Origin of the sequence: Pseudomonas farsensis (genome assembly GCF_014268805.2) — a bacterium.
In the GTDB taxonomy this organism is placed as follows: Bacteria; Pseudomonadota; Gammaproteobacteria; order Pseudomonadales; family Pseudomonadaceae; genus Aquipseudomonas; species Aquipseudomonas farsensis.
In genome coordinates this window covers 714292-737067 of sequence record NZ_JABWRF020000003.1, presented here as the reverse complement: position 1 = coordinate 737067, position 22776 = coordinate 714292, and the positions used below count along the sequence as shown (strand labels likewise).

General features: G+C 61.4%; 20 protein-coding genes and 5 tRNA genes. 10 read left to right on the top strand and 15 right to left on the bottom strand.

Going from position 1 to position 22776, the window contains the following annotated elements; genetic code table 11:
* Nucleotides 1-162: 162 nt before the first annotated feature.
* Nucleotides 163-990, bottom strand: coding sequence for a protein-glutamate O-methyltransferase CheR (gene cheR / locus HU719_RS19585; protein WP_186520198.1), 828 nt, complete (start codon nt 988-990; stop codon nt 163-165).
* Between the two features lie 49 nt (nt 991-1039).
* Complete coding sequence (locus HU719_RS19580) at nt 1040-1969, bottom strand: chemotaxis protein CheV (RefSeq protein ID WP_186520199.1); 930 nt, start codon at nt 1967-1969, stop codon at nt 1040-1042.
* Between the two features lie 63 nt (nt 1970-2032).
* Here HU719_RS19580 and flgA point away from each other — a divergent pair, with 63 nt between their 5' ends.
* The 4 genes from flgA to HU719_RS19560 all read left to right on the top strand — a co-directional run bounded on the left by flgA (nt 2033) and on the right by HU719_RS19560 (nt 4622).
* A complete protein-coding gene (gene flgA / locus HU719_RS19575) occupies nt 2033-2782 on the top strand; it encodes a flagellar basal body P-ring formation chaperone FlgA (protein WP_186520200.1) in 750 nt (249 codons plus the stop codon).
* Between the two features lie 185 nt (nt 2783-2967).
* Entirely contained in the window at nt 2968-3282 is a 315-nt protein-coding gene (gene flgM, locus HU719_RS19570; RefSeq protein ID WP_186520219.1) for a flagellar biosynthesis anti-sigma factor FlgM, read from the top strand.
* A gap of 48 nt (nt 3283-3330) precedes the next feature.
* Nucleotides 3331-3798, top strand: coding sequence for a flagella synthesis protein FlgN (locus HU719_RS19565; RefSeq protein WP_186520201.1), 468 nt, complete (start codon nt 3331-3333; stop codon nt 3796-3798).
* Nucleotides 3799-3878: 80 nt separating this feature from the next.
* Entirely contained in the window at nt 3879-4622 is a 744-nt protein-coding gene (locus HU719_RS19560; protein WP_186536540.1) for a flagellar regulator YcgR PilZN domain-containing protein, read from the top strand.
* A 292-nt stretch (nt 4623-4914) separates the two neighbouring features.
* On the opposite strand, the gene HU719_RS19555 is transcribed toward HU719_RS19560, so the two are convergent.
* Both HU719_RS19555 and bkdR read right to left on the bottom strand, forming a co-directional pair.
* The gene (locus HU719_RS19555; protein WP_186537442.1) at nt 4915-6249 is read right to left on the bottom strand and encodes an MFS transporter; all 1335 of its coding nucleotides are present in this window, start codon (nt 6247-6249) and stop codon (nt 4915-4917) included.
* Between the two features lie 142 nt (nt 6250-6391).
* A complete protein-coding gene (gene bkdR / locus HU719_RS19550; protein WP_186520204.1) occupies nt 6392-6877 on the bottom strand; it encodes a Bkd operon transcriptional regulator BkdR in 486 nt (161 codons plus the stop codon).
* A 196-nt stretch (nt 6878-7073) separates the two neighbouring features.
* Here bkdR and HU719_RS19545 point away from each other — a divergent pair, with 196 nt between their 5' ends.
* From HU719_RS19545 to lpdA, 4 genes are read left to right on the top strand one after another with little or no spacing between them, the layout of a single operon-like run.
* Nucleotides 7074-8306 carry a 3-methyl-2-oxobutanoate dehydrogenase (2-methylpropanoyl-transferring) subunit alpha gene (locus HU719_RS19545; protein ID WP_186520205.1) on the top strand — a complete coding sequence of 411 codons (1233 nt, stop codon included), beginning with the start codon at nt 7074-7076 and terminating at the stop codon, nt 8304-8306.
* A 1-nt stretch (nt 8307) separates the two neighbouring features.
* Nucleotides 8308-9366 carry an alpha-ketoacid dehydrogenase subunit beta gene (locus HU719_RS19540; RefSeq protein ID WP_189660056.1) on the top strand — a complete coding sequence of 353 codons (1059 nt, stop codon included), beginning with the start codon at nt 8308-8310 and terminating at the stop codon, nt 9364-9366.
* Nucleotides 9367-10626 (top strand): dihydrolipoamide acetyltransferase family protein, encoded by a 1260-nt coding sequence (locus HU719_RS19535; RefSeq protein ID WP_186537441.1) that lies wholly within the window; start codon nt 9367-9369, stop codon nt 10624-10626.
* 2 nt (nt 10627-10628) lie between these two features.
* Entirely contained in the window at nt 10629-12008 is a 1380-nt protein-coding gene (lpdA, locus tag HU719_RS19530; RefSeq protein ID WP_186520207.1) for a dihydrolipoyl dehydrogenase, read from the top strand.
* Nucleotides 12009-12393: 385 nt separating this feature from the next.
* On the opposite strand, the gene HU719_RS19525 is transcribed toward lpdA, so the two are convergent.
* Nucleotides 12394-13392: a sensor domain-containing diguanylate cyclase gene (locus tag HU719_RS19525; protein WP_186537471.1), complete on the bottom strand. Its 999-nt coding sequence runs from the start codon at nt 13390-13392 to the stop codon at nt 12394-12396.
* A 216-nt stretch (nt 13393-13608) separates the two neighbouring features.
* Here HU719_RS19525 and HU719_RS19520 point away from each other — a divergent pair, with 216 nt between their 5' ends.
* Complete coding sequence (locus HU719_RS19520) at nt 13609-14163, top strand: hypothetical protein (RefSeq protein ID WP_186520209.1); 555 nt, start codon at nt 13609-13611, stop codon at nt 14161-14163.
* Between the two features lie 62 nt (nt 14164-14225).
* Here the strand turns inward: HU719_RS19520 and HU719_RS19515 are convergent.
* Nucleotides 14226-14302 (bottom strand) — tRNA-Arg (locus tag HU719_RS19515).
* A 103-nt stretch (nt 14303-14405) separates the two neighbouring features.
* The gene (gene phnN / locus HU719_RS19510; protein ID WP_186537470.1) at nt 14406-14987 is read right to left on the bottom strand and encodes a phosphonate metabolism protein/1,5-bisphosphokinase (PRPP-forming) PhnN; all 582 of its coding nucleotides are present in this window, start codon (nt 14985-14987) and stop codon (nt 14406-14408) included.
* Nucleotides 14988-15334: 347 nt separating this feature from the next.
* On the opposite strand from phnN, the gene HU719_RS19505 reads away from it, so the two are divergent.
* Nucleotides 15335-15661, top strand: coding sequence for an Arc family DNA-binding protein (locus HU719_RS19505; protein ID WP_003254499.1), 327 nt, complete (start codon nt 15335-15337; stop codon nt 15659-15661).
* A 73-nt stretch (nt 15662-15734) separates the two neighbouring features.
* Here the strand turns inward: HU719_RS19505 and mgtE are convergent, their stop codons facing one another.
* The 8 genes from mgtE to alaS form a co-directional block, all read right to left on the bottom strand.
* Nucleotides 15735-17177: a magnesium transporter gene (mgtE, locus tag HU719_RS19500; protein WP_186520211.1), complete on the bottom strand. Its 1443-nt coding sequence runs from the start codon at nt 17175-17177 to the stop codon at nt 15735-15737.
* A 385-nt stretch (nt 17178-17562) separates the two neighbouring features.
* Nucleotides 17563-17639, bottom strand: a tRNA-Arg gene (locus tag HU719_RS19495).
* A 71-nt stretch (nt 17640-17710) separates the two neighbouring features.
* Nucleotides 17711-17787: transfer RNA gene (locus tag HU719_RS19490), tRNA-Arg, on the bottom strand.
* Between the two features lie 68 nt (nt 17788-17855).
* A tRNA-Arg gene (locus HU719_RS19485) sits at nt 17856-17932 on the bottom strand.
* A 106-nt stretch (nt 17933-18038) separates the two neighbouring features.
* Nucleotides 18039-18129, bottom strand: a tRNA-Ser gene (locus tag HU719_RS19480).
* Nucleotides 18130-18201: 72 nt separating this feature from the next.
* Complete coding sequence (csrA, locus tag HU719_RS19475; protein ID WP_003254503.1) at nt 18202-18390, bottom strand: carbon storage regulator CsrA; 189 nt, start codon at nt 18388-18390, stop codon at nt 18202-18204.
* Nucleotides 18391-18558: 168 nt separating this feature from the next.
* Nucleotides 18559-19794: an aspartate kinase gene (locus HU719_RS19470; RefSeq protein ID WP_186520212.1), complete on the bottom strand. Its 1236-nt coding sequence runs from the start codon at nt 19792-19794 to the stop codon at nt 18559-18561.
* A gap of 83 nt (nt 19795-19877) precedes the next feature.
* Nucleotides 19878-22502, bottom strand: coding sequence for an alanine--tRNA ligase (gene alaS, locus HU719_RS19465; protein WP_186537065.1), 2625 nt, complete (start codon nt 22500-22502; stop codon nt 19878-19880).
* Nucleotides 22503-22776: the final 274 nt, after the last annotated feature.

The window sequence follows — 22776 nt, the reverse complement described above, 5'->3', positions numbered from 1 at the left end:
GGGTTCGGTGCTGGCCATCAGCATCGAGGCTGAGCACGGTCTTTGTGGGAGCTGGCGATAGCCTGCGATGAGGCCGGCACAGGCCTGCTCGGGAACCTAGGGAAAAACAACAAAAAAGGCCGGCATCTTTCGATACCGGCCTCTTTCTACCACCCACCCGCCTTACTTGGCCTGGTAGATGATGCCTGGGCTGCACTGCACCATCTGATAATGGTCCGGCAGCCCATTCAGCGCCTCGGAAGCCCCCAGGAACAGGTAGCCGCCCGGCTTGAGGGTGCTGTGAATGCGCATGAGGATGTCCTTCTTGACCTGGGCCGAGAAGTAGATCAGCACGTTGCGGCAGAACACGATGTCGAACTTGCCGAGCGATGCGTAGCTGTCGAGCAGGTTGAAGGAACGGAACTCGACGCGGTTGCGGATCGGCGCCTTGATCGCCCAGCGGCCCGGCCCTTTCGGGTCGAAATAGCGCTGCAGGCGCTCCTGGGACAAGCCCCGGGCAATGGCAAGGCTGTCGTATTCGCCAGTCTTGCAGTTGTTGAGCATCAAGCCAGACAAGTCGGTGGCAACGATCTGCGCACCCATTTTCAGCTGCCCAAGGTTGCCGCGCTCGAACTCATCGATGGTCATCGAGATGGAGTACGGCTCCTGGCCGGACGAGCACGCCGCCGACCAGATACGCAGGCGCTGGCCTGGGTTGCCCTTGATGAACTCGGGGATGACCTTGTTCTTGAGCACTTCGAATGGATAGCTGTCGCGGAACCACAGGGTTTCGTTGGTGGTCATGGCGTCGACCACCTGCTCGCGCAAACCGCTGCGCGGTTGGGTCTGGATGCGCTGCACCAGTTCACCCAACGACTTGATACCCTGTTGCTCCATCAGCTTGTTGAGACGGCTGGAGACCAGATACTGCTTATTCTCGCCCAGCAGGATGCCACAGGCTTTTTCCAGGAAGACCCGGAACTGTTCGAAATCCAAATTACCCGTAGACACAGCTGCCGCCTCTTTCTATTCGCTAACGCCGGGGCGAGCCCCGGCTGTTTCAATGAGTTGCCTTGATCCGGTCGACTACCCGCTGAGCAAGGTCGTCCGGCCTGAACTTGGCCAGGAAGTCATCAGCCCCGACCTTTTTCACCATCGCCTGGTTGAATACCCCGGACAGCGAAGTATGCAGGCAGATGTGCAGTTTTTGCATGCGTGGATCGCTACGAATCTCTGACGTGAGGGTATAGCCGTCCATTTCCGGCATTTCAATGTCGGAAATCATCATCAAAAACTCGTCCTCTGGCCGCTTGCCTTCATCGACCAGCTTGCGCAGGTAGTCCAGCGCCTGGCGACCGTCGTTCAGCGCCACCACCTCCACGCCGACCGTTTGCAGACAACGGCTGACCTGCTTGCGCGCCACCGACGAATCGTCGACCGTCAGTACCCGCAGCAACACCGCCTTGTCGGCAACCTCGGCATCCACCACACCGGCCGAGACCTGTTGTGACGACGGCGAAACCTCGGCAAGCACTTTTTCCACGTCGATAATTTCAACCATGCGGTTATCGACCCGAGTGACTGCCGTCAAGTAATGGTCACGCCCGGTACCCTTGGGTGGCGGGTGGATCTCTTCCCAGTTCATGTTGACGATGCGCTCCACCGAATGCACCAGGAAGCCTTGGGTCTTGGTGTTGTACTCGGTGATGATCACGAAACTGTTGCGCAGTTCTTCACGCAGGCCCGGCAAGCCGGTGGCCATCGACAGGTCCAGAATCGGAATGGTCGCCCCGCGAATGTTGGCCACCCCACGCACCACAGGGTGCGCCTTGGGCAGCAAGGTCAGCGCCGGGCACTGCAGCACCTCGCGGACCTTGAATACATTGATGCCATAGAGCTGGTCGCCATTGAGGCGAAACAACAGCAGCTCCAGGCGATTCTGCCCCACCAGCTGTGTGCGCTGGTTGACCGAATCCATTACTCCAGCCATGCCGGACTCCTTCAACGATTGCCTGCGTACCAAGTCGGCACGGGGATTGCTTTTTTGAGCACCATGTACACGAAAACGACATTTTCCCGACGACTGACGCACTGGCTGACCGGCTCGCTTGCCGCGCTGTGCGTAGTGGCGCCTGGCCTTCAGCCGCAGGCGGACGCGTTCACCTTGCCTGAACAGCTTATCGGTGTCACCCAAGGGTTTCTTGAATTCACAGTCGAAGATTATCTGGCGACCACCCAGACCCAAGGCCGTTACGAGATCCAGGTGAACAACCTCGACCCGCGCCTGCGCATGCCGCAGTGTAGCCAGCAACTTGACGCGTCCCTGGAAAGCACCACGCCTTTGGGGCGAGTCACGGTGAAGGTGCGTTGCGATGGCAGCTCGCCATGGACGGTGTTTGTCCCGGCCCAGGTGCGGCTGCTGCGCGACGTGGTGGTAATGACCCGCCCGCTGCGCCGTGAAAGCGTGATCAGCGATGCCGACGTAGGCCTGCGTGAGCGCGATGTCGGTACCTTGGGGCCTGGGTACCTGACCCAACTGGACCAGGCCCTGGGCATGAAGCTGATTCGCCCGGTGGTGGTCGACCAGGTGCTGACCCAAGTCCACCTGGAGCAGGCCGAAGTGGTTCGCAAAGGTGACCAGGTGGTTATCATTGCCCGCAGCGGCAGCCTGAGCGTACGCATGCCAGGCGAGGCCCTGACCAAGGGCGGGCTGCAGGAGCAGATCCGCGTGCGCAATCTCAATTCAAAACGTGTAGTCAAGGCGCGGGTGACCGGGCCGGGCCAGGTCGAGGTGTCAATGTAACCACTGGCCGGCAAACAGATGCCGGCAAACGACAGAAGACTGGCGGGGCGGAACCGCGCCCCCTAAACTAGGTCAGAAATCGGGTCATGCATGCGAGCAGACAAGCGGTCGCGTATTCGCGCCTAAAGTTTGTTTCGGGTTGGCCGAAAACAAGGCATGCGTCCAAATACCCAGAGGTTCTGATCATGGTCATCGACTTCAGTCGTTTGAATAATTCTCCGTCGGTTGCAGGCGGCGTGCGTGGCACTGCCGCCAACGGCAGCAGCGAGAAAGCCGCGCCAACTGGTGAAACGCCAGTGCGCGCCAGCGAAAGCGGCGAAACGGTTCATTTCAGCCAAGAGGCTCAGCAGTTGCAAAAGATCAGCGATAAGCTGCGCGACCAGCCTACCGTCAACAGCGCCCGTGTGGCCGAGTTGAAGCAGGCCATCGCAGACGGCAGCTACCAGGTCGATGCCGGCCGGGTCGCCGGTAAACTGCTCCAATTCGAAGCGCAGCGCTAACGCTCCGGCGCGCTGACTTCAAGGACGCAACATAGCCAAGAGTTAGCCATGCACGACACAACCCTGCTGCAACTGATCGAAGACGACATCGCCCCCACGCACGAACTGCTCGACCTTCTACAAAAGGAAGCAGTGGCGCTGCATGGCCGCGACATGCCCGTGCTGGAGCAGATCCTGGCACGCAAACAGTCATTGATCGTGTTGCTCGAACAGCAGGGGCAGCGCCGCAACCACGTGCTCACCAGCCTCGGCCTAAGTGCTGATCGTGCCGGTGTGCAGGCCGTCGCGGCGCAGTCGCCCAATGGTGAACTGATCATGCAGCAGCTCGACGTGCTGACGCAGCTGATGGATGCCTGCCAGAAGGTCAACGAGACCAACGGGCGGATTATCCAGATGCAGCAGAACGCCACGGCCAACCAGATCCGCATCCTCAACGGTGGCGATTCTCCGTCGCTGTACGACAGCCGTGGCGCCACTTCGCCGATGGCCAAGCCCCGGGCCCTCAGCCAAGTGTGATTAATAGTATTCAAGGCACGGAACATACTGGCAAAATGCCTTTCTTGCGTGTGTAGCTTTTGCCTGGAGATTGATTACCCGTGTTCAATGAGACCGATGCCCCCCAGCCACCGAAGGTGCTCAGTACCCCTTTGGAGATTGCGGCCAACCTGCGCCAGTTGCTGGAAAGCCACGACCCGCTGATCATCAGCTTCCCTGAGCGCAGTCAACGGTTCCAGAGCTACGTGGTGCACGTCGACCGCGACACCGGTGTGGTGGCGCTTGACGAAATGATCCCCCGCGATGGCGAAAAATTCATCGAGAACGGCGAGCCGTTTCGCGTCGAAGGCTTCCATGATGGCGTCCGTATCGCCTGGGAATGCAGTACCCCGCTGACCATTACCCAGATCGACGGCCACCGCTGCTACCGCGGCCCGCTGCCGGAAGAAGTGGTCTACCACCAGCGCCGTAATGCATTCCGCGCTGCACTCAAGCTTTCGCAACTGGTCGATGTGGCCATCGACGGCACCTACCTCAAGGGCGATGGTGCTGTACGCGGCAAGCTGCTGGATATCTCGGCCACCGGCTGCAAACTGCGCTTCGAAGGCAATATCGAGCACCGCCTGCAACTGGGCCAGGTGTATGAGAACTTCAAGGCGGCCAACCCGCTGGGCCTTTCCGACACCATGGTCGAACTGCGCCACCTGCATTTTGAAGAACGCATCAACACCACCTTTGCCGGCGTGCGCTTCCATAACCTCAGCGGCCAGGCGCAGCGCAAGATCGAGAGCTTCGTGTACCAGTTGCAACGTGAAGCGCGCCGGTTCGACAAAGACGATTACTGATCGCCCTTCGCTCCACCCCTTCGCCGATCAAACCCGCCCCACACCTGGCCCTAGTGGCAACCATTGTGGGAGATCACCCAGCCCTTCCGGGCTGCGCTGTCGCGCAGAGAACTGGGCACCGTGGGAGCGGGCTTGCCCCGCGATGCGATGTTGGCAGTGCTATCGCTATCGCGGGGCAAGCCCGCTCCCACGTTATCCATGTAAATCAGATAGTTAGCGTTTGTTCTATGAGAGCGGGCTTGCCCCGCGATAGCCTTGCTGCTTATCTGCGCCCTGCAACACCGGCCTGCAACTAGCTGCGCTGCGGATCTTGCTGCGGCGCCACCTCACCTGCCTCTTGCGCCTCTTCTTCCGTATCTTCAGCCGCCACCGGCGCCTGCATCACGTCCTGCACGGTCTGCTCATCCACCCGCGGGTCAAGCGCCGCCGACAGCGGCGAACCGGCAGCAGGCATCGCCACGTGCCCAAGCGGGGCATCCTGCACCTGGTGCAGGCCGGTAACCGCCTTGGGCCGGATACGCCACACCAACACCAGCGCAAAACACACAAAGAATGCATAGAGCATCTGCGCGCCCAGCAGCTTCATCAGCACACCCGCAGCCAACGGCCCGATACAGGCGCCTACCCCGTAGGTCACCAACAGCATCGCGGTCAGTGATACACGCCGCTCGCTTTCGACGTGGTCATTGGAAAACGCCACGGCCAGCGGATACAGGCAGAACTGCAGCAGCGAGATGACAAAGCCAATGCCGAACAGCAGTTCGAGCGGCACGCCAGGCAGAATCGCCAAGGGCGCCGAGGCCAGGGCCAGGCCAATGGCCACGCTGCGGATCAGCACCGCACGGTCATAGCGGTCCGACAGCCAACCCAGCGGCCACTGCACCACCAGGCCTGCAAAAATGCAGCTACCCATGAACAGACCGATCTGTTCGGTGCTAAGCCCCTGGCTGGCTGCATACACCGGCGCCAAGCCGTAGAAAGACCCCACGATCAGCCCTGCACCCAACACCGTCGACAACGACTGCGGCACTCGCTTGATGAAAAACTTCGGGTCCATCGGCGCCGGGCGCAAGGCCGCCGGGTGAATGCGCCGGGTCATGGCCACCGGCACCAGGCACAGGGCAAAGCACATGGCCACCAGCATCAGCAGTTCCGGGCCAAGCTGCGGGTGCACCACCAGGATCAACTGGCCAAGCACCAGCCCCAGGTAAGAGGCGATCATGTAGCAGCTGAACACCGCACCGCGGTGCTTGGCGTCGGCCTGCTCGTTGAGCCAGCTTTCGATGACCATGTACTGGCACATCATGCCGAGGCCGACGATCATGCGCAGCCCGATCCAGGCGGGCAGCCAACTGGTCAGGCCATGGCCGAGCACTGCCGCACCGACGATACCGGCGCAGGTCGCATAGGCGCGAATATGCCCGACACGGGCGATCAGCCGGTGGCCGACCTTGCCGCCCAGGGCCAGGCCGAAATAGTTGGCGGCCATCAGTGCACCCACCCACAGGCTGTCGACATTTTCGGCAGCCAGGCGCAGGGCAAGGTAGGTGCTGAGCAGGCCGGAGCCGATCAGCATCATGAGGGCGGCGAAATACAGCGAGCGAAATGACTTCCAGATGTGTCGCATGCGTCCCGAAAAGCTCCCAGGTCAGGTGGCGGCGGTGCAGCCAAGCATAAGGGCAAAACCTGCCCAGTGCAGGCCCCGGCCATTGAAAAAGCGCGTCACGGCGCGCCTGTAACAGCTTTCGTCGCGCCCAGGCCAGCCAAGTTCAATCGCGCAGCGTCATGCCATTGGCTGGCAACGGCAACGCGGTCTTGTAACGCACCTGCTTGAGGGCAAAGCTGGAGCGGATATTGGCCACCCCCGGCAGGCGTGTCAGGTAGTCAAGAAACCGCTCCAGCGCCTGGATGCTGGGCAACAACACGCGCAGCAGGTAGTCGGGGTCGCCAGTCATGAGGTAGCACTCCATCACCTCGGGCCGCTCGGCAATTTCTTCCTCGAAGCGGTGCAACGACTGCTCGACCTGTTTCTCAAGGCTCACGTGGATGAACACGTTGACGTCCAGCCCCAGGGTTTCGGGCGACAGCAAGGTCACCTGCTGGCGAATCACCCCCAACTCCTCCATGGCCTTGACCCGGTTGAAGCACGGCGTGGGCGACAGGTTCACCGACCGCGCAAGCTCTGCGTTGGTGATGCGGGCGTTTTCCTGAAGGCTGTTGAGAATGCCGATATCGGTACGATCCAGTTTGCGCATGAGACAAATTCACCTGGCTTTTGTGTTTGTGCGGAATGTTTATCTCCCTGGTAAGACAAAGGCAATGAACATGAGAGAAAAATTCTCCAGCCGCCCCCCTATGATGTAACAGACGCTGACCTGCCAGTCACAAGCCGGCACCAGCGGCGACCGCTTCAGAGCTCACAAAAACAATATTCGAGCGAGCGTAAACAGCATGAACGAGTACGCCCCCCTGCGTTTGCATGTGCCCGAGCCTACAGGCCGGCCAGGCTGCCAGACCGATTTTTCCTACCTGCGCCTGAACGACGCCGGTACCGTCCGTAAACCGCCCATCGACGTTGAACCCGCCGACACCGCCGACCTGTCCGGTAGCCTGGTGCGCGTGCTCGATGCGCAGGGCAATGCCCTTGGCCCATGGGCCGCCGACATCGACCCGCAGGTGCTGCGCCAAGGCATGCGCGCCATGCTCAAGACGCGCCTGTTCGACAGCCGCATGGTCGTGGCCCAACGGCAGAAGAAGATGTCGTTCTACATGCAGAGCCTGGGCGAGGAAGCCATCGGCAGTGCCCAGGCCCTGGCACTCAACCGCAGTGACATGTGCTTCCCCACCTACCGCCAACAGAGCATCCTGATGGCCCGCGATGTGTCGCTGGTCGAGATGATCTGCCAGTTGCTGTCCAACGAGCGCGACCCGCTCAAGGGCCGCCAGTTGCCGATCATGTACTCGGTGCGCGAGGCTGGCTTCTTTACCATCAGCGGCAACCTGGCCACGCAGTTTGTGCAGGCAGTCGGCTGGGCCATGGCCTCGGCGATCAAAGGCGACACCAAAATTGCCTCGGCCTGGATCGGCGACGGCGCAACTGCTGAGTCCGACTTCCACACCGCGTTGACCTTCGCCCACGTCTACCGCGCCCCGGTGATCCTCAACGTGGTCAACAACCAATGGGCGATTTCCACCTTCCAGGCCATTGCCGGTGGCGAGTCGACCACCTTCGCCGGGCGCGGCGTGGGCTGCGGCATCGCCTCGCTGCGGGTCGATGGCAATGATTTCATTGCCGTCTACGCCGCCTCGCGCTGGGCCGCCGAGCGCGCCCGCCGCGGCCTGGGCCCAACCTTGATCGAATGGGTCACCTACCGCGCAGGCCCGCACTCCACCTCCGACGACCCGTCCAAGTACCGCCCTGCCGACGACTGGAGCCACTTCCCGCTGGGCGACCCGATTGCCCGCCTGAAGCAGCACCTGATCAAGATCGGCCACTGGTCCGATGAAGAGCACCAGGCTGTCAGCGCCGAACTTGAAGCCGAGATCATCGCCGCGCAGAAAGAGGCCGAGCAGTTCGGCACCCTGAGCAACGGCCATATCCCCAGCGCCGCTTCGATGTTCGAGGACGTGTACAAGGACATGCCTGACCACCTGCGCCGTCAGCGCCAGGAACTGGGGGTTTGAGATGAACGATCAAATCAATGCAATCGACCTGGAAAACGCCATGTCCACCACTACCATGACCATGATCCAGGCCTTGCGCTCCGCCATGGACGTGATGCTGGAGCGCGATGACAATGTGGTGGTGTACGGCCAGGACGTCGGCTACTTCGGCGGCGTGTTCCGCTGCACCGAAGGGCTGCAGAACAAATACGGCAAGTCGCGGGTGTTCGATGCGCCGATTTCCGAAAGCGGCATCGTCGGCACCGCGGTCGGCATGGGCGCCTACGGCCTGCGCCCGGTGGTGGAAATTCAGTTCGCCGACTATTTCTACCCAGCCTCCGACCAGATCGTTTCGGAAATGGCGCGCCTGCGCTACCGCTCGGCCGGCGAGTTCATTTCGCCGCTGACCTTGCGCATGCCTTGCGGCGGCGGTATCTACGGCGGCCAGACCCACAGCCAGAGCCCCGAGGCGATGTTCACCCAGGTCTGCGGCCTGCGCACCGTCATGCCGTCGAACCCCTATGACGCCAAGGGCCTGCTGATCGCCTCGATCGAATGCGACGACCCGGTGATCTTCCTGGAGCCCAAGCGCCTGTACAACGGCCCGTTCGACGGCCATCACGACCGCCCGGTTACGCCTTGGGCCAAGCATCCTCATAGCGCCGTACCCGATGGCTATTACCAAGTGCCGCTGGACAAGGCGGCGATTACCCGCCCCGGCAACGATGTCACGGTGCTGACCTATGGCACTACGGTCTACGTCGCCCAGGTGGCCGCCGAAGAAGCTGGTGTCGATGCCGAAGTGATCGACCTGCGCAGCCTGTGGCCGCTGGACCTGGAAACCATCGTCGACTCGGTGAAAAAGACCGGCCGTTGCGTGGTAGTGCACGAGGCCACCCGCACGTGCGGCTTTGGCGCCGAACTGGTCGCACTGGTGCAGGAACACTGCTTCCATCACCTCGAAGCGCCAATCGAGCGCGTTACCGGCTGGGACACCCCCTACCCCCACGCACAGGAATGGGCTTACTTCCCAGGCCCTTCGCGGGTAGGCGCGGCATTGAAAAAGGTCATGGAGGTCTGAATGGGCACGCACGTCATCAAGATGCCGGACATCGGCGAAGGCATCGCACAGGTGGAGTTGGTGGAATGGTTCGTCAAAGTCGGCGACATCATCAACGAAGACCAGGTGGTGGCCGATGTCATGACCGACAAGGCCACCGTTGAAATCCCTTCGCCGGTCAGCGGCAAGGTGCTGGCCCTGGGCGGCCAGCCCGGTGAAGTCATGGCGGTGGGCAGCGAGTTGATCCGCATCGAGGTCGAAGGCAGCGGCAACCATGTCGACGCCCCGCAGGCCAAGGCGCCGGAACCGGTAGCCGCAGCGCCACAGGCCGCGCCCGAGCCACGCCGCGAAGCGCCGCAGCCGAGCGCTCAGCACACCGCCGCCCCCATCGCACCGCGTGAGGCCCACGACAAACCGCTGGCCTCCCCGGCTGTGCGCAAGCGCGCGCTGGATGCCGGTATCGAACTGCGTTATGTACACGGCAGCGGCCCGGCCGGGCGCATCTTGCACGAAGACCTCGACGCGTTCATCAGCAAACCCCAGAGCAGCGCCGGGCAAGCCCCAGGCGGTTATGCCAGGCGCAGCGACAGCGAACAGGTGCCGGTGATCGGCCTGCGCCGCAAGATCGCCCAGCGCATGCAGGATGCCAAGCGCCGCGTTGCGCACTTCAGCTACGTCGAGGAAATCGACGTGACCGCCATTGAAGCGCTGCGCCAGCAACTCAACAGCCGTCATGGCGAAAGCCGCGGCAAACTGACCCTGTTGCCGTTTCTGGTGCGCGCCATGGTGGTGGCGCTGCGGGACTTCCCACAGATCAACGCCACCTACGACGACGAAGCGCAGGTCATCACCCGCCACGGCGCGGTGCATGTGGGTATCGCCACGCAAGGTGACAACGGCCTGATGGTGCCAGTATTGCGCCACGCAGAGGCCGGCAGCCTGTGGACTAACGCCAGCGAGATCGCCCGTGTGGCGCAGGCTGCGCGCAGCAACAAGGCGACCCGTGAAGAACTCACTGGCTCGACCATCACCCTGACCAGCCTCGGCGCGCTCGGCGGCATCGTCAGCACGCCCGTGGTCAACACCCCCGAAGTAGCGATTGTCGGCGTCAACCGCATGGTCGAACGGCCGGTGGTGATAGACGGCCAGATCGTTGTGCGCAAGATGATGAACCTGTCCAGCTCGTTCGATCACCGCGTGGTCGACGGTATGGACGCTGCACTGTTCATCCAGGCTGTGCGCGGCCTGCTGGAGCAACCTGCCTGCCTGTTCGTGGAGTGACCATGCAACCGATCCTCAACACTACCCTGCTGGTCATCGGTGGCGGCCCCGGTGGCTATGTGGCCGCCATTCGCGCCGGGCAACTGGGCATTGCGACCGTGCTGGTGGAAGGCCAGGCCTTGGGTGGCACCTGCCTGAACGTTGGTTGTATTCCATCCAAAGCGCTGATTCACGTGGCCGAGCAGTTCCATCAGGCCAGCCGCTTCACCGAGCCATCGCCGCTGGGCATCAGCGTCGCCTCCCCGCGCCTGGACATTGCCCAGAGCGTGCAGTGGAAGGACGGCATCGTCGACCGCCTGACCAGTGGCGTCGCGGCACTGCTGAAAAAGCACGGGGTTAAGGTGATTCACGGCTGGGCACAGATCATCGATGGCAAACAGGTCGAGGTCGACGGCCAGCGCATTCAGTGCGAGCACCTGCTGCTGGCCACCGGTTCAAGCTCGGTCGAACTGCCGATGCTACCGCTGGGCGGCGCAGTCATCTCTTCCACCGAAGCGTTGGCGCCCAAGGCGCTGCCGCAGCACCTTGTGGTGGTCGGGGGTGGCTATATCGGCCTGGAGCTTGGCACCGCCTACCGCAAGCTGGGGGTACGCGTGAGTGTGGTCGAGGCGCGCGAACGCATTCTGCCCACCTATGACGCCGAACTGACTGCACCGGTGGCCGAGTCGCTGAAAAAACTCGGTATCGGCCTGCACCTCGGGCATCGCGTGGAGGGCTACGCCGACGGCTGCCTGCTGGCGCGCAATGGCCAGGACGAGTTGCTGCGTATCGAGGCCGACCAGGTACTGGTGGCGGTCGGGCGCCGCCCGCACACTCAGGGCTTTGGCCTTGAAAGCCTGGGCCTTGCGATGAACGGCGCGGCCATCGCCATTGATCAGCGCTGCCAGACCAGCATGCGCAACGTCTGGGCGATAGGCGACGTGGCCGGCGAGCCGATGCTCGCACACCGCGCCATGGCCCAGGGGGAAATGGTCGCCGAGCTGATCCATGGCAAGGCACGCCGCTTTGCACCCAACGCCATTGCTGCCGTGTGCTTTACCGACCCCGAGGTGGTGGTGGCCGGCGCCACGCCTGAGCAGGCCGCGCAGCAGGGGCTGGACTGCATCGTTGCGCAGTTCCCCTTTGCCGCCAATGGTCGGGCCATGAGCCTTGAAGCGAAAAGCGGCTTCGTGCGGGTGGTCGCGCGGCGCGACAACCATCTGATTCTGGGCTGGCAGGCGGTGGGCGTGGCGGTTTCGGAGCTGTCCACCGCCTTCGCCCAGTCGCTGGAAATGGGCGCACGCCTGGAGGACATCGCCGGGACCATTCACGCTCACCCGACCCTCGGCGAGGCGGTGCAGGAAGCGGCGCTGAGGGCGCTGGGGCACGCACTGCACATCTAGGGCAAGCACACTGAGGCGGCGAAAGCCGAGTTGGCCTGCAGCGTTACCAGACGCTGCAGGCATTTTTTTGCCTGCCAGAAACCCGCCAAGCCTAGTCCCAGTCAGCTAAGCCTATTCTGTGGGGGATTCTATGGTTTCGGGCAAGTCGCTCTTGATTATGTAGGAGCGGCCTTGTGTCGCGAAAGGGCTGCAAAGCAGCCCCAGGATCTGTGTACCCAGCAGAATCGCTGGGGCTGCTTCGCAGCCCTTTCGCGACACAAGGCCGCTCCTACACTGACCGCGTAGACGACATCGATATGGGGATGGGCAAGCTCTGTGGGAGCGGGCTTGCTCGGAATGCCGAACCACCGCGATGGGCCTGACTGGCTGGAATTACCCCAAGGCCTTATTCGGCGACGATATTCTTGCCCGCCGCCTTGGCCCGATACAGCGCCTGGTCGGCACGGGCCAACAGGCTGTGCTGGTTCTCTCCTTCGCGCCACTGCACCACGCCATAGCTCATGGTCAGCCGGCACTCGCCCACCGGCGCAAGCTCGGCCACCGCTTTGCGGATGCGCTGGGCCGTTTCACAGGCCTGGGTCAGCGTGGTGCCGGGCAGCACCACGGCGAACTCATCGCCACCCCAGCGCGCCAGCATGTCCTGCTCACGCAAATGCGGGCGCACCTGCTCGACGAGCTCTATCAGCAGCGCGTCGCCACGGGCGTGGCCGTACAGGTCGTTGACTGGCTTGAAGTTGTCCAGGTCCATGGCAATCAGCGCCAGCGGCTCGCGAAAGCGACGCGCCCGCTCACACTCCTGGTGCAGGGTCTTTTCCAGATGGTAGCGATTAGCCGTGCGAGTAAGGGAATCGCGTTCGGCCAACTGTCGATTCTCGTCTAGCTGGCGCAGCAACTGCTGGTTGACCCAGGACAGCTCGCGGGTGCGCTCGGCCACCAGGCTTTCCAGCGACTGATTGCGCAACTCAAGCTGTACCACCAGCCGCTTGCGGTCATCGATGTTGCGATGGGCGCCGAGCATACGCGCCACCGTGCCGTCCTCGTTGCGGGCAATGATGTAACCACGGTCCTCGACCCACAAATGGCTGCCATCACGCCGGATGCAGCGATACTCGATGCAATACGCCTCGCTACGCTGCTCGAGGTAGGCCTCGAAATGCGCCATCACCCGCGGGTAGTCCTCCGGGTGGATCACGTTTTCCCAAGTGAGTACGGAGTTGTCCAGCGAGTGGCCGTCATAGCCCAGCATCGCGTACCAGGCCGGATTGCGATAGACATAGCCGGTGTTGGCATGCCAATCCCAGACGCCGTCGCTGATCAGTTCGAACAAAGTGTGCAGCTGCTGCTCAGTGAAACCGGTTGGAACCGGCTTTGGTACCTGACTCATGGACACTCCCTCCGTTGCCCAGCAACTGCGCGCCATCTCGGTACTGCCGATGCGCTGCGGGTTGCCGCCAGCGGCAATCCCTTTCCTCTGTTGGGCAAGCATATGCCGAGCGCGCCGCGACCGGAATAGCTGCCACCCGAGATTTCAATGGCTTGCGACCGCTGGCACAGCTCTTGCCCGGTTATTGGCGCCTATCGATTGTTCCAGGAGGGACACATGGTCAATGCATTCAACGGGCTGGGCTGGTACGCCAACACCCCGCTACCTTCCCGCGCCGGCGCTGAACAGGCGCAAGGCGGGTTCATGCCGCAGCGGCCGGTAGCGCCTATCGGCAGTACTACAGCGCAGCACAACAGCAAGGGCAGCACCGCAGGCAATGCTGAAGACAACCAAAAAGAAGCCTTCGCCAAGCTGATGGCAATGCTGCAAAACCCCGACACCGAGGCGCGCGAGCAAGCCAGTGTCGGCAAGCAGAAAGCCAGTAACGCGGTGCAGGAGTTCCGCGATTACATGGCCAAGTCGCCTGAGGAGAAGATCAAGGAGAAGATCCTCCAGGAACTGGGCCTGACCGAAGACGAGTTCGAGGCCCTGCCCCCCGAACAGAAGGCCAAGGTCATGGAGCAGATCACTGAACGGCTTCAGGAAGATGTGCAGATCAAGACCCAGGCCAAGATCGAGCAACAGGCCGAGTCTGAACAGGCAGGCGCCAGCGCTGCGGTAGCAGCAGCGGACGCGGATGACAGCCAGAAGCAGAAGACAGCCGAGCTGTAGGCGTAGTGGACGCGGGCCCTGCTGGTCGGGGCCACTGCGGCGGATGGCGCAGTGACGGGAGGTGGCGTCCCAGGCAGGATTTGAACCTGCAACCTTCCCCTTAGGAGGGGGATGCTCTATCCAATTGAGCTACTGAGACGTGTGCAACGCAGGCGTCGCCGCGTGCGTGGGACGGCGTGCATGTTAACCAGCATCAAGCCGTTTGTCATGCCTGAATCGGGCACATCGCCTGTCGGGCTTTGCTACAACACGTGCTGCTCGCGCAGAAGCTCCAGCAAGGCCTGCACCGTGGCTTGCAAGTCTGCGGAGTTATCCAGCACCTGCACCCCATCGTCATAGGGCAGAACGCTGGCGTTGCGCGCAAGGCGCTGCTCGATCTCAACCACCCCTTCCCTGCCCCGCGCCAGCAACCGTGCACGCAAGGCCTCGGGCGATACGCGAAGCCCCACAGCGAGCAAATCAGGGTAACGCCGACGAGCCTCGGCCAAATACCCCCGCGAGCCATTGACCAGCACCGGGCGGCCGCTGGCAAGCCAGGTGTCAATTTGCGCGGGGATGCCATAGCACAGGCCATTGGCCTGCCAATGCAAGGCGAACGCCCCGGTGCTGCGCATGTGCTCGAAGTGCTCTGGAGTGACGCTGAGCGCGGCTTCACCCTTGGCTTCGGCAGAGCGGGTGATCACCCGGCGGGCGATTTCTACCCCAGCGGCCTGCAGGTGGCCACGCGCGGCGTCGATCAGGGAATCTTTTCCCGAACCAGACGGTCCGATCAGGTAGATCAGGCGTGCCGCTACCGGCAATTTGCCGCTTGCGTCATGTTGCATAGCCACTATGCTCAATGTGAGGGAGAACCGGCGCATTCTAGGCTTTTTCCCTTGCCTTTGCTGCCAGTTACCAGATTTTGACGACAAAGGTCTGACACCCACGGGATCAGATAAAGGTAAAACTTTTCAAACCAGTGCGCATTTCTGATAATTGGTACTGGCAAAAAGCCTTTATCGAGATCACTATTTGTCACAGAATTGACGCCAAGGAAACGGCAACCTTGAGGCAAGATGGCAAACCTAAATCAAACGATGGTTGAACATTTTGTCGTCGCAGTGGTCGTACCACCACCGTGCGGCCAATCTGACAACCGCTCCCCCTGAACCAGAACAACCGGTCAATTTATATGCGCCCAATGAAACAGGCTATTTATTCGAGCCGCACCGCCGACAAATTCGTCGTCCGCCTGCCAGACGGCATGCGTGAGCGCATTGCCGAGGTAGCGCGCAACCACCACCGCAGCATGAACTCCGAGATCATCGCGCGCCTGGAACAGAGCCTTATCCAGGAAGGCGCGCTGGGCGACGAGCTGAGCATGCGCCTGGACAGCCCAGAGCTCAGCCTGCACGAACGTGAATTGCTGCAGCGCTTCCGCCAACTGTCCCACCGCCAGCAGAATGCGCTGGTGGCGCTGATAGCCCACGATGTGGAAATGGCCGCAGACGCGTCCTGATCACGCCTTACCGCCGCACACGAAAAAGCCAGCGCAAGCTGGCTTTTTTATTGCCCCGTGTTTTGCGCGGCACTCAGAGCAGGAACAGCGTGGCCAGGCCCAGGAAGATGAAGAAGCCACCGCTGTCGGTCACCGCCGTGATCATCACGCTCGACCCCATGGCCGGGTCGCGCCCAAGGCGGGTCAGCGTCATCGGGATAAGCACCCCCATGAGCGCGGCCAGCAACAGGTTCAAGGTCATCGCCGCAGTCATGACCAGGCCCAGCGACCAGCTGCCATACAGCCAGAACGCAACCACACCGATGACGGTGCCCCAGATAAGGCCATTGAGCAGCGATACCGCGAGCTCTTTGCGCATCAGGCGGCTGGTATTGCCCGGCGACACCTGGTCCAGCGCCATGGCGCGTACGATCATGGTGATGGTCTGGTTGCCCGAGTTGCCGCCAATGCCGGCCACGATCGGCATCAGTGCCGCCAGTGCCACCAGCTTCTCGATGGAGCCCTCGAACAGGCCGATCACCCGCGAAGCCAGGAAAGCAGTGATCAGGTTGACCGCAAGCCACGCCCAGCGGTTACGCAGTGAACGCCAGACCGAGGCGAAGATGTCTTCTTCTTCGCGCAGACCGGCCATGTTGAGCACTTCGCTCTCGCTCTCCTCACGGATCAGGTCGACCATCTCATCGATGGTCAAACGGCCGATCAGGCGGTCGTTCTTGTCGACTACCGGGGCAGATACCAGGTCGTAGCGTTCGAAGGCCTGGGCGGCGTCGTAGGCGTCTTCGTCAGGGTGGAAAGCCACCGGGTCATTGGCCATGACCTCAGCGACTTGTTTTTCTGGGTCGTTGACCAGCAAGCGCTTGATCGGCAGCACGCCCTTGAGCTTGCCGTCGGAATCGACCACGAACAGTTTGTCGGTGTGCCCAGGTAGCTCCTTGAGCCGACGCAGGTAACGCAACACCACTTCGAGGCTGACGTCTTCGCGGATGGTGACCATCTCGAAGTCCATCAGCGCGCCGATCTGGTCCTCGTCGTAGCTCAGGGCCGAGCGCACACGTTCGCGCTGCTGGGCGTCGAGGGTTTCCATCAACTCGTGGACGACGTCACGCGGCAGCTCAGGCGCCAGGTCAGCGAGTTCGTCGGCGTCCATCTCCTTGGCCGCTGCCAACAGCTCGTGATCGTCCATGTCGGCGATCAGGGATTGGCGAACGGCGTCGGAGACTTCAAGCAGAATGTCGCCATCGCGGTCCGAGCGCACCAGCTGCCAGACCGCCAGGCGGTCTTCCAGGGGCAATGCTTCGAGGATGTAGGCGATGTCGGCAGGGTGCAGGTCATCGAGCTTGCGTTGCAGCTCGACCAGGTTCTGGCGGTGAACGAGGTTTTCTACCAGGTCCTGATGATGGCCTTCCTGGCGGTGCGTCAGGTCTTCGACCACGCGCTGACGCTGCAGCAGTTCGATCACCTGGGCCAGGCGATCCTGCAGGCTGTCTTGAGATTTTTTTACTTCGATTTCGGTCATAGGCGAACTCCACCCCCAGCAGCGGAGCACGCCGGGAGAATCAATCGGTCAGATCTGGCTGTTTCAAGCGTGTTGGCGAGTAACTACTGGGTAAGTCCATGGTGGTATTCCACAAGCCCCGGCGGGGCTGACGGGCGCAATCATACACTGTACAAGCTGTTGGTTCGCCTAAATTTTTGGCCGGAACAATCGTCTGCGCAACGAAACTATGACAACGCTCAAGGCCATCCGTGCAATAGCATCTGGAGGGTTAAAAGCACAATCGCGGCGCGGGCATTGAAGGGAGTTGAATGCAGTCTAGCCAAGGCTGGCCGACGCTATTTCGATACCGCACAGAAAAGGCGGAAAAGAAAAAGCCCGCTTATATAAGCGGGCTTTTCAGATGTGGCGGACTCAGGAGGATTCGAACCTCCGACCGCTCGGTTCGTAGCCGAGTACTCTATCCAGCTGAGCTATGAGTCCGTAGGTGGTATTTTTTATGCCAGATTACCACTGGCGCTGAAACAGCTTTGCAAGCAAAACCACTTCAAAAGTGGCGGACCCAAGAGGATTCGAACCTCTGACCGCTCGGTTCGTAGCCGAGTACTCTATCCAGCTGAGCTATGGGTCCGTGGGGTAGTTTTAGACCAGATTACCACTGGTGCCTGAAGCAGCTTTGAAACAAAGCCACTTCAAAAGTGGCGGACTCAGGAGGATTCGAACCTCCGACCGCTCGGTTCGTAGCCGAGTACTCTATCCAGCTGAGCTATGAGTCCGTGTCTTGCCGCGCATTATAGGTCGCTATATCGTTTTATCAAGAACTTTTCCGTTTAAATTCAACGACTTAAGTTTTTGACCGTTTACAGCGCACTAAGCGAATAATGGCGGTGAAGGGGGGATTCGAACCCCCGATACCCTTATGAGGTATACTCCCTTAGCAGGGGAGCGCCTTCGGCCACTCGGCCACCTCACCGCAACACGGGGCGTATATTAACCAGACCCCTCCCCGTTTGCAAACCCTTTTTTGAAAAAAACTTCAAAAAAATTAAAGGCTTGGTTCTTCGTCCTTCTCTTTCTTGATGCGCAGGTAGATTTCCTCGCGGTGAACGGCCACTTCCTTGGGCGCGCTCACACCAATACGCACCTGATTACCTTTGACGCCAAGCACCGTTACGGTGATCTCGCCATCGCCAATGATCAGGCTCTCGGCGCACCGGCGAGTCAGAATCAACATACATTTCTCCTTAACGAATCTTTCAGGGACAACAGTCTTTGGTAAGCAGGGCCCGGCCGGGGACGACGGCACGGGCCCGTAATGGCCACCAGAGGCACCTGGACAGGAGCCCCTCTGATAGCCAGAAACGCGAAGGGCGCGGCAAGCCGCGCCCCTTTGGGCTACGTGTTACTCGCTCTGTCGTACAGGTGCGTCGAGTTCGAACGCGGTGTGCAGCGCACGTACAGCCAGTTCGAGGTACTTCTCTTCGATCACCACCGAGACCTTGATCTCGGAGGTGGAGATCATCTGGATATTGATGCTCTCCTTGGCCAGGGCTTCGAACATGCGGCTGGCAACACCTGCGTGGGAACGCATGCCAACGCCGACAATCGACACCTTGGCGATCTTGGTGTCGCCGATCACTTCACGCGCGCCGATTTCGTTGGCGGTCTTCTGCAACACGCTCAGCGCATTGTCGTACTCGTTGCGGTGCACGGTGAAGGTGAAGTCGGTGGTGTTATCGTGCGAGACGTTCTGCACGATCATGTCGACTTCGATGTTCGAAGCACTGATCGGGCCGAGGATCTTGAACGCAACGCCTGGGGTATCCGGCACGCCACGAATGGTCAGCTTGGCTTCATCACGGTTGAAGGCGATACCGGAAATGATCGGCTGTTCCATGGATTCCTCTTCATCAATGGTAATGAGGGTACCCGGACCCTCCTTGAAGCTGTGCAGCACGCGCAGCGGGACGTTGTACTTGCCGGCGAACTCCACCGAACGGATCTGCAGCACCTTGGAACCGAGGCTGGCCATTTCCAGCATCTCTTCAAAGGTGATCTTCTCCAGACGCCGCGCGTGCGGCACCACACGTGGGTCGGTGGTATAGACACCATCGACATCGGTGTAGATCTGGCACTCGTCAGCCTTCAGCGCCGCCGCCAGGGCAACGCCAGTGGTGTCGGAGCCGCCACGACCGAGGGTGGTGATGTTGCCTTGCTCATCGACGCCCTGGAAACCAGCAACCACCACCACACGGCCAGCCTTGAGGTCGGCACGGATCTTCTGGTCGTCGATCTGCAGGATGCGCGCCTTGTTGTGCGCGCTGTCGGTGAGAATGCGCACCTGGTTGCCGGTGTAGGACACCGCAGGCACGCCACGCTTCATCAGGGCCATCGTCAGCAGTGCAATGGTCACCTGCTCGCCAGTCGACACGATCACGTCAAGCTCACGCGGTTCAGGCTTTTCGGTGATCTGCTTGGCCAGGTCGATCAGGCGGTTGGTTTCCCCGCTCATGGCCGACAGCACGACGACCAGGTCGTCGCCCGACTCACGGAATTTCTTGACCTTGTCGGCTACCTGCTCGATCCGCTCGATGGAACCGACAGAGGTACCGCCAAATTTCTGTACGATCAACGCCATTTCAAAGGTGCCTCAGCCCACCAGGGGCCCCAAAAAACAATCCAACATGGCGCGACCACCGTTCACACGGCGGCCGCTCCATCTCAAAGTCCCTGCTCGGCGAACGGCACTGCCAGGGCCAGGGCCTTGTCCAGCGCGGCGACATCAACGCCACCACCCTGAGCCATGTCAGGGCGACCACCGCCCTTGCCACCGACCGCCGCAGCGGCTTGTTTCATCAGGTCGCCAGCCTTGAGTTGGCCGGAGAGGTCCTTGGTCACGCCAGCCACCAGCACGACCTTGCCCTCATGCTCGCTGCCCAGCAGGATCACTGCGTGGCCGAGCTTGTTCTTCAGTTGATCGACGAGCGCCAACAGTGCCTTGCCATCCTGCCCATCAAGGCGGGCGGCAAGGACCTTGGCACCCTTGACCTCAACAGCCGCACTGGAGAGATCATCCCCTGCGGCGCTGGCGGCCTTGGCCTGCAACTGTTCGAGCTGCTTTTCCAGCTGACGGTTGCGCTCAAGCACAGCCGACAGCTTGTCGATCAGGTTGTCACGGTTGCCCTTGACCAGTTGGGCGGCTTCCTTGACCTGCTCTTCAGCAGCGTTCAGGTAGGCCAGCGCAACGGCGCCGGTGACCGCTTCGATACGGCGCACGCCAGAGGCTACGCCGCCTTCGCTGATGATCTTGAACAGGCTGATATCGCCGGTGCGCTTGGCGTGGATACCGCCACACAGCTCAACGGAGAAGTCGCCGCCCATGCTCAGTACGCGCACGGTGTCGCCGTACTTTTCACCGAACAGCGCCATGGCGCCTTTGGCCTTGGCAGTTTCGATGTCGGTCAGCTCGGTCTGAATCGGGGTGTTGCGGCGCACTTCGCGGTTGACGATGTCCTCCAGCGCCTTGATTTGCGCAGGGGTTACCGCCTCGAAGTGGCTGAAGTCAAAGCGCAGGCGCTGGCTGTCGACCAGCGAGCCCTTCTGCTGGACGTGCTCGCCCAGCACCTGGCGCAGCGCTTCGTGCAGCAGGTGGGTCGCCGAGTGGTTCAGCGCCGTGGCGTGCTGCACCTGGGCGTCAACCTTGGCCTCGACCGGCGCACCGATCAGCAGCGCGCCGCTGGCAACCACGCCGTGGTGCAGGAAGGCACCGCCGGTCTTGGTGGTATCACGCACGTCAAAGCGCGCAGCGTCAGCCTGCAGGAAGCCGGTGTCGCCAATCTGGCCGCCGGATTCGGCATAGAACGGGGTGCGGTCCAGCACCACGACGCCCTGCTCGCCTTCACCAAGCTGGTCGACCGCCTGGCCGTCCTTGTACAAGGCGATGATCTTGCCCTGGCCTTCGGTAGCCTCGTAGCCGAGGAAATCTGTGGCGGTATCGACCTTGACCAGGCTGTTGTAATCCATGCCGAAGGCGCTGGCGGAGCGCGCACGCTCACGCTGGGCGTCCATTTCGCGTTCGAAACCGGCTTCGTCGATGGTCAACTCGCGCTCGCGGGCGATATCGGCGGTCAGGTCCATCGGGAAGCCGAAGGTGTCATACAGCTTGAACACCACATCACCCGGAACCACGCTGCCCTGCAACTGCGCCAGGTCCTGCTCGAGGATGCGCAAGCCCTGCTCCAGCGTTTTAGCAAACTGCTCTTCTTCGGTCTTGAGCACGCGCTCGATGTGCGCCTGCTGGGTTTTCAGCTCAACGAAGGCTTCGCCCATCTCGTTGACCAGCGCCGCGACGATCTTGTGGAAGAAGCTGCCCTTGGCGCCCAGCTTGTTACCGTGGCGGCAGGCGCGACGAATGATGCGGCGCAGCACATAGCCACGGCCTTCGTTCGAAGGCAGCACGCCATCGGCGATCAGGAAGCCGCACGAACGGATGTGGTCGGCGACCACCTTCAGCGATGGTTGCTCTTCGTTGTTGCAGCCAATGGCCTCGGCGGCGGCAGCCAGCAGGCTCTGGAACAGGTCGATCTCGTAGTTCGAGTGCACGTGCTGCATGACCGCACTGATGCGTTCAAGGCCCATGCCGGTGTCCACCGACGGCGCCGGCAGCGGGTGCAGCACGCCGTCGGCGGTGCGGTTGAACTGCATGAAGACGTTGTTCCAGATCTCGATGTAGCGGTCACCGTCTTCTTCTGGCGAGCCGGGCGGGCCACCCCAGATATCGGCGCCGTGGTCGTAGAAGATCTCGGTGCACGGGCCGCAAGGGCCGGTATCACCCATGGTCCAGAAGTTGTCGGAGGCGTACGGGGCGCCTTTGTTGTCGCCGATGCGCACCATGCGCTCGGCCGGCACGCCGACCTCTTTGGTCCAGATATCGTAGGCTTCGTCATCGCTTGCGTAGACGGTGACCCAGAGCTTTTCCTTGGGCAGGTTCAACCACTGCTCGGAGGTCAGGAAGGTCCAGGCGAAGGTGATTGCATCGCGCTTGAAATAGTCACCGAAGCTGAAGTTGCCCAGCATTTCGAAGAACGTGTGGTGACGCGCGGTATAGCCGACGTTTTCCAGGTCGTTGTGCTTGCCGCCGGCACGCACGCATTTCTGGCTGCTCACAGCGCGGGTATAGGCGCGCTTTTCCTGGCCCAGGAAGCAGTCCTTGAACTGGTTCATACCGGCGTTGGTGAACAGCAGGGTCGGGTCGTCGCCCGGAATCAGAGAGCTGGAGGCGACGCGGGTGTGCCCTTGCTCTTCGAAGAAGCGAAGGAAGGCTTCACGGATTTCAGCGCTTTTCATAGGTTCTTCCACGGAAACGGCGGCCACGTCGAATCGTCGAAACGACGGCAAAGGGCCGCATTATATCGGTCCTGCAGGCTCGGTGCAGTGTGTTTATGTGCAAGAAACCGCCAATCGGACGGTTTTGAGCGTGTTCAAACAGAAAATGACATGGGGCGATGCTAAATGCAGCGTTTCGCCACTGGCAAGCCTATTACCGCCCATGCCAAGGGAAAATGGAACAGCCGGTGAATTAAAAGGTTTTCATCGGCCATCGGATCCAAAAAACCCGGTA